This window comes from Rhizobium alarense, from assembly GCF_021555155.1.
GTDB lineage: Bacteria > Pseudomonadota > Alphaproteobacteria > Rhizobiales > Rhizobiaceae > Rhizobium_D > Rhizobium_D alarense.
Genome location: NZ_JAKGBU010000145.1, coordinates 2,196 through 6,692 on the forward strand (window position 1 = coordinate 2,196; position 4,497 = coordinate 6,692).

Annotated in this window: 4 protein-coding genes; 1 reads left to right on the forward strand and 3 read right to left on the reverse strand. The window is 64.5% G+C overall.

Going from position 1 to position 4,497, the window contains the following annotated elements:
• The 3 genes from LXM94_RS25135 to LXM94_RS25145 form a co-directional block, all read right to left on the reverse strand.
• The coding region (locus LXM94_RS25135; RefSeq protein ID WP_268965244.1) for a calcium-binding protein at positions 1-1,818 on the reverse strand (1,818 nt) is incomplete at its 3' end.
• 200 nt (positions 1,819-2,018) lie between these two features.
• Positions 2,019-2,615 (reverse strand): M10 family metallopeptidase C-terminal domain-containing protein, encoded by a 597-nt coding sequence (locus LXM94_RS25140; protein WP_235774533.1) that lies wholly within the window; start codon positions 2,613-2,615, stop codon positions 2,019-2,021.
• Positions 2,616-2,856: 241 nt separating this feature from the next.
• Positions 2,857-3,774, reverse strand: coding sequence for an alpha/beta fold hydrolase (locus LXM94_RS25145; RefSeq protein ID WP_235774535.1), 918 nt, complete (start codon positions 3,772-3,774; stop codon positions 2,857-2,859).
• Here LXM94_RS25145 and LXM94_RS25150 point away from each other — a divergent pair.
• Positions 3,761-4,384 carry a hypothetical protein gene (locus LXM94_RS25150; RefSeq protein ID WP_235774537.1) on the forward strand — a complete coding sequence of 208 codons (624 nt, stop codon included), beginning with the start codon at positions 3,761-3,763 and terminating at the stop codon, positions 4,382-4,384. The two genes, LXM94_RS25145 and LXM94_RS25150, sit on opposite strands and share 14 nt — an antisense overlap.
• Positions 4,385-4,497: the final 113 nt, after the last annotated feature.

Sequence of the window (4,497 nt, forward strand, 5' to 3'; positions counted from 1 at the left end):
TGCGTCCGCAAAGTCGTTGGGACGGCTCCTGAACGTGTCGTTTCCGTTCCCGCCTTCGAGACGATCAGCGCCGCCGCGACCGATGAGAGTGTCGTTGCCGTCGCCGCCGACCAGGACGTTCGCGCCCGTCGTCCCCTCCAGCGTGTCGTTATGCGCCGATCCGGTGACGTTCTCCATGTTCGTGAAGGTGTCGCCGTTGGCAACGCCGCCGGTCGCGGTCCCGTCGCTCAGCCGCACGGTGACCCCAAGATTCGAACCGGCATAGCTGAGCGTGTCGATGCCGGCGCCGCCGTCCATGTTGTCGGCGCCGTCGCCACCTTCGAGAACATCCGCGCCGCCGCCACCGATCAGGGTGTCGCTGCCCGCGCCGCCTCTCAGCACATTCGCGCCTGCCGACCCCACGAGCGTATCGCCGGCCTCCGACCCCGTGACGTTCTCGAAGTTGGCGAAGGTGTCGCCATCGGCGTCGCCGCCGCTCGCGGTCCCGTCGCTCAACCGCACGGTAACCCCTTGCGTCGAGCCGGCATAGCTGAGCGTGTCGACGCCGGCGCCACCGTCCATGTCGTCGGCGCCGGCCCCGCCCTCGATCGTGTCGTCGCCAGCAAGGCCGTCGATCGTGTCGTCGCCGCCGAGGCCAAGAATGGCTTCGCCGAACACGGTGCCTTCGATGACGTCGTCGCCGTCCGCGCCCCGGATATCATCGGCGAAGACGCGCTGCTGGACGGTGTCCACGAACGTATCCGGGTCTTCCGACTTCCACGTGACAACCCAGCCGCCGCCATCCAGCGCGGTGACTGAAACGTCGCTCTGAATTCCGGCAGTTGTTACATTGACCAGGGTCTCCGTTCCGACCGCGGCACCGTTGGCGGCGATGCGTTGCATGTAGATGCCGGTGCCGTCGCCGTCCTGGGCGCCGGAACGCCAGACGATCACCCAGTCTCCGTCGGAAAGCGCAGCAACGACCGGATCGGTCTGGAAGCTGGCCCTGGCCGTATTGATGAGGGTTTCACTCCCCACTTTCGCGCCGTTGCTGCCGTAACGCTGCTGAAAGATGCCGTCCTGGTCGCCGTCCGGGCCAGACCACGTAACCACCCAGCCACCATCGGCGAGCGCGGTGACCGTCGAAGACTGCTGGGAGCCCGACGTCGTGGTATTGACCCTCGTCTGGCTTCCGACCTTTACGCCGTCGGCATTGTAACGCTGCTGGAAGATGCCATCGCTGTTGCCGTCGGGCGATTCAAAAGTGACCACCCATCCGCCATCGGCGAGCGCGGCGATATCATCCATGAACTGCCTGCCCGACGTCGTTGTATTGACGCGGACTTCTCCGCCGACCGCGATGCCATCCACATTGAATTTCTGCTGGAAGACGTCTTCGTTGCCGGCGCCTCGCTGCCAGGCGACGACCCAGCTTCCATCCTCAAGGACGGTTGCCGACACGCTACGGAGATCCCCGCTGACCGTATTGATCTGTGTTTCGCCGCCCACCACGTTCCCGTCGGCGTCGAAACGCTGCTGCACGATGTCGCCGCGGTCATGCATGACCAGCCAGCCGCCATCGGCGAGCGGCACGACAGTCGGGCTGTTATACCCCGCCTTTGGGTCGCCGACCTGCACTTCATCGCCAACGCGATTTCCCTCCGCGTCGAAGCGCTGCATCATCGTGTGCACGAATTCGTTGCCCTCCTCCTCGCTAGACGCCGTCCAGACGGCGATCCAGCCGCCGGCCGGCAACAGGGTGATGCTCGGGCTGAACATCTGGTCCGCCGAGGTCGTGTTGACCTGAATTTCCGCGTTTCCGGTGGCGTTGGAAGCCATGGCGGGTTTTCCTCGCTCGAATGCGGGCCAGGCGCTCGTGTGGGCGGCCTTGCCGAGTTGATTTGAATGCGTATGCGGTGTTTGACTCGCCAGCGTTGTAACGAGCGTTGTAAGCACGCCCGCTCAGCCGGCGCCTGCGTTCAACTTTCCGTGAACTGCGGCCGGATCGGACCGGCCCGAAGGCCCGGGACAACCTCCCGCTAGAGGATGAAATCGCCGGCCTTGAAGGTGATGTTGCCGTCGACAAGGATGGCGAAATCGGCCTTTCCGTCACCGTTGCGATCGGCACTGACGAGAGTGTTGCCGCCCATCTTCTGGAAGCGCAGTTCGCCGGCATCCTCCTCGAACTTGTCGGTGCCGATGAACTCGAACTTCTGGTTGTCCTTCGCCATCACATTGGCGTCGATAGCCTTGAGATTGATCCGGTCGCCCTGTGCGCGCGAAAAATCGTCGATGAAGTCGCGGCCGCCGCCTTTGTCACCGACGAGCCTGTCGCGTCCGCCACTGCCCTTCAACGTGTCCTTGCCGGCGCCACCTTCCAGCGTGTCGTTGCCGCCACCGCCCGACAGCGTGTTCTTTCCACCATTGCCGGTGATCGCGTTGGCGAGCGAATTGCCGGCACCATCGAGGTTGCCGCGGCCGGTAAGCGTGAACGCGTTGCCAGGCTCTTCGTTTTCCGCGGTCCAGACGGCGATCCAGCCACCGGCGGGCAACAGGGTGATCATCGGGTCGAACGTCGAGTCCGCAACCAATGTGCTGACCTGCGTCTCCGCGTTTCCGGTTGCATTCGCGGTCATGTCGATCATCCCCCATGCCTGCGCCCGCGCCAGGCCTTGATCCCGGCCGCGCGATGCCAATTTTCATTGTTTCGCCGGGTGAACTGACACTGCACCGTTGTAACGAGCGTTGTAACGGAGCTTGTAGGCGCTACGGCGCGATAAACTTTTTGTGTATCGTTGAGCGCGCCGATCCAGCCTTTCGAGGTCGGCTGACGCGTCGGGAAGGGGGGGAATTGAAACCGTGTGCGCGCAGACGCGATCAGATTCCGGTTTCGCGCAGGAAATCCCGGATATGCGACATGCACGCGTTCCAGGCCGGCTCGTATTCCACCAGGACGTGGTTCTTGCTGTCGAGTGGAACGAAGCGGGCGCCGGGAATGGCCGTGGCGATCATCTGGCCCTGTTCAAGGGGAATCCGTTGATCGTCGGTCGCGTGCAGCACCAGGGTCGGTGTCCGCACCTCGGCGAGAATATGACGCACGTCGATGTCGCCGAACGCGTCCTGGAAGCGCGCGGCGTTGCGCGGCGAGGTGGTGAGACGCTGGAATTCGTCGAACCAGGCGAGGTCTTCGGGCGCCGCGTCGGGCATGAACGTGCGGGAGAAGATGTGCCTGTAGGCCGGATTGTCCGTACCCCAGCCGACTTCGGTCAACTGGCGGACAGCGTTGCGCCGCGCGATCTCCTCCTCGTCCGCATGCAGGCGCCAACCGGAGGAATAGCCGGCGATCAGGATCAGGCCCGAGACCCTTTCCGGATGCCGCACGGCATAGGCAATGCTGACGGCGGCCCCCTGCGAGATGCCCAGCAGCGGAAATCGCGACAGTCCGAGCCGGTCGACCACCGCTTCGAGATCATCGACGAACGAATCGAGGTCGATCCTGCCGACGTCCCAGTCCGACAGCCCGCAGCCGCGCTCGTCGTAGCGTACGAATGTCCGGTCGCGGGCGATGTCCGCAAAGCATGCGCCCCAGATCGGCGTGTTCCAGTCATGCTCGATATGGGTGAGCCAGTTGGCGGCCTTGACCAGGGGCGGCCCCTTGCCGACGCTCGCAAAGGCAATCCTGGTGCCGTCCGCGACCTTGCAGAATCCGATCTTCTGTTCGCGCGTGTGGGCACGCCGCAGCGACGGTTCCAGCCGCCGGACTGCTGGCTGGGCAGGTTCGGTGCCGGCAGCCATCGCGGGGACGTCTTCGGCGAAGGAATCGGGCCTCGCGCAGCAACTGGTTCCATTTGTCTCGCGCCGGGCTGCTGGCATCGGGATGGCGCGCCAGCCTTCTCAGAACCGCAATCCGATCCGTGGCGACGTCCTGACGTTCCGCCGCCAGCCACGAATCGAAGGCTTCGTCGCCTGCCCCGTCGAGCCCTTCGAGCAGGATGTGGGAAAGCCTGCTTGCGGCGTCCTCGAGTTCGGCCAAGCCGAGCGACTGTGGTTCGCCGCGAAGCTGGTCCCGCACCGCGCGCAGGTCGACCGCAAGACCGTCATCGTCGAGCGCGACGCGTTCCCGATCCGCGATGATACGCGCGCGCATCGGCGTGTCGAGCACCTTGCGCAGCTTGCTGAGGGCCCACCTCAGCGACGCCTTGGGGTCATCGGGAAGGTCCCAGAAAAGTTCGCAAAGCCGTTCGCGTCGGTGTGGCCGCCCGGTGGCCAGGAGGAATCCCAACAACGCGCGCGCCTTTCGCGACGCGGGCAACGGAACTTCGCCGTCCGCGTCGTTGACACGCAGGTCTCCCAGGATCGAGACTTCAAGTTCGCCGGATGGTTGCATTGCATCATTATGTGTTGAACGCGAAGCAAGGGCAATCCGTCTGAGAGCGGCGGTGCAAAAACGGGCCATGGTAGCGTCGGAATAGTCCGACCACGGGCGGCGCAAAAACCTGGCCACCTATTTCTCTTCTG